Origin of the sequence: Pseudoalteromonas sp. UBA2102, assembly GCF_002331165.1 — a bacterium.
GTDB classification, from domain to species: Bacteria; Pseudomonadota; Gammaproteobacteria; order Enterobacterales; family Alteromonadaceae; genus Pseudoalteromonas; species Pseudoalteromonas atlantica.
Map to the genome: position 1 here is coordinate 44,502 of NZ_DCYU01000023.1, position 2,134 is coordinate 46,635.

Genomic DNA, 2,134 nt, shown 5'->3' on the forward strand with positions numbered 1-2,134 from the left:
TATTCCCCATAAATAGGCGATAACGTGGAATAAATGCCAAACATGCGCTGCCCGGAGGGTTCTGCCTAGGGGCAATTTACTCTTTGTTGCTCAGTTTTTACTTAGTCCACTAGGTTACAAACCTCACGCCACGATTAAACCGCCCCTAGTTTGAACAAATTTTAATCCTGAAAGGTCAACAGGCCCTAGCACGATGGGAAGCTTAGGGGCTGGCTGGGTATTTTGTTTATACCGGTTTTAGTTTATTTATGGCTGTGGGCTAGTTTTTGTATTTCAGTAAAGTTATGGACGTATTATTATAGCGACAATAGCTGGCAGCAAGAGTACCAGCTACTGGCTGTAGAGGCGTGTCCGAGTGATTACGAATACAGCTGCGCAAAACTGGTTGTGCTTGATTTACAAACTTACAGAAAGCGCTCTTTTAGGTGGTATTTAGATAAACCAGCATTAAAGCGGCTAAAAAATGAGAAAATAAACATCGTGGGCGTTAAAAGCCCACTCGGTAACGTTGTACATCAAATACAATGGTAAGTGCGCACGCTATTTTTTTAAACTTAATGTGCCAGATGAACGCGCTTTACCGTTTGCTGGCTTTTTGTTGTTTGCGCTTTTGCTATCGCCTTGCGTATTTTTGCTAGCGCCCCCTTTACCTACATAGGTGATTGAGCGCTTTTGAAAAGGGGAATTACTTCTTTGAGTGCGAGTGCCTCGCTCATTATTAAAGGCGCGTGGGTTTTCACCCTGAAAATCACGCTTTTTAGGCTCGCCTTTGTTATTGGCATTTTGCTTATTGGTATCAACCGAATGCTCTTGCGTTTTACCCGAATCGGCAATGGAGTCATTAATTTGCGCCATTTCTACGTCGGTTAAATGTCGCCACTGGCCTACTTTTAAGCCCTTTAACGTTACATTCATAATGCGGGTACGTTTAAGGGTCACAACTTCATAACCTAGGTATTCACACATACGACGAATTTGGCGGTTTAAACCCTGCGTAAGCACAATTTTGAATTCTTGCGGAGCTGTTTGTGTCACTTTACATTTTTTTGTAACGGTATCTAAAATAGGAATACCGTTGGCCATTTTGCTCACAAATTGGCGATTGAGTGGTTTATCAACTGTCACCACGTATTCTTTTTCGTGGTTATTACCCGCTCGCAAAATTTTATTAACGATATCGCCTTCGTTAGTTAAAAAAATCAATCCTTCTGAAGGTCTATCTAAACGGCCGATAGGAAATATACGGGTGGGATAATTAACGGCTTTGACAATATTACTTTGAATTTTACTCTCGGTGGTACAGGTAATACCCACTGGCTTATTATACGCAATGTACACGCGTTTTGGTTTTTCGCGCAGCGGTTTTCCATCTACTAAAACAGTATCGGTATCAGCCACTTTTACGCCCATTTCAGGCGTATTACCATTAACTGTTACACGACCTTGCTCAATATATTTATCGGCTTCACGGCGTGAACAAAAACCTGTTTCACTAATAAATTTATTTAAACGTTTTAATTCGGTCATGGCACTTAATGGTCCTAATTTTAAAGGCGACTAGTGTAAACCACATGCCATTATTTTTCGCCCCTAATTTAAACCTTTACGCATTAATTTTTGCAATTTTTGCTTGAGTTAACCTGCGCCAAACATATTCCAGCGGCCCTTGCTCATAATAGCGACAATATAAAGCTGTAAACAATAGCTGCACGCTAACCAGGCCAGTCGCGACTATCCAATAGTCTATTCGGTTAAAACTTAATACCCACTGCGGATACAACACTTTATAAAGCAACAGCTGCATCAGTGTTTGGCATATATATAAGGTAAAAGCTAAGCGCCCCGCCTGCTGAATAAGCTGGCCCACATGAGCACGGTTATTACAAAATTTAACGATGAGATGAATATAAAATACAGCCATGAACAATGCGGCAAAGGTATTTATAAACTCTTGTATGGCGAACCCTGCTCCCCCTGTAAACTTTGACGCATAAAGCCTCATGCCTGAAAAAATAAAGGCGCCAGCTATACAAACAATAAGGTGCGGATTGGTTAAACCTTTACTAAAAACCTCATTTTTATATAAATATATGCCAATCAGCATTAGCCCTACGCACAGCCACATGATCATGAT

General features: G+C 41.0%; 3 protein-coding genes. 1 reads left to right on the forward strand and 2 read right to left on the reverse strand.

Annotated elements, in window-relative coordinates; genetic code table 11:
* The first annotated feature begins 222 nt into the window (after window positions 1-222).
* The gene (locus tag B2R65_RS02525; RefSeq protein WP_174694625.1) at window positions 223-531 is read left to right on the forward strand and encodes a hypothetical protein; all 309 of its coding nucleotides are present in this window, start codon (window positions 223-225) and stop codon (window positions 529-531) included.
* Between the two features lie 9 nt (window positions 532-540).
* On the opposite strand, the gene rluF is transcribed toward B2R65_RS02525, so the two are convergent.
* Both rluF and B2R65_RS02535 read right to left on the reverse strand, forming a co-directional pair.
* Window positions 541-1,527, reverse strand: coding sequence for a 23S rRNA pseudouridine(2604) synthase RluF (rluF, locus tag B2R65_RS02530; RefSeq protein WP_286740787.1), 987 nt, complete (start codon window positions 1,525-1,527; stop codon window positions 541-543).
* A 76-nt stretch (window positions 1,528-1,603) separates the two neighbouring features.
* Window positions 1,604-2,134, reverse strand: a 531-nt coding sequence (locus B2R65_RS02535) for a DUF418 domain-containing protein (RefSeq protein WP_286740789.1), incomplete at its 5' end; no start/stop codon positions are given.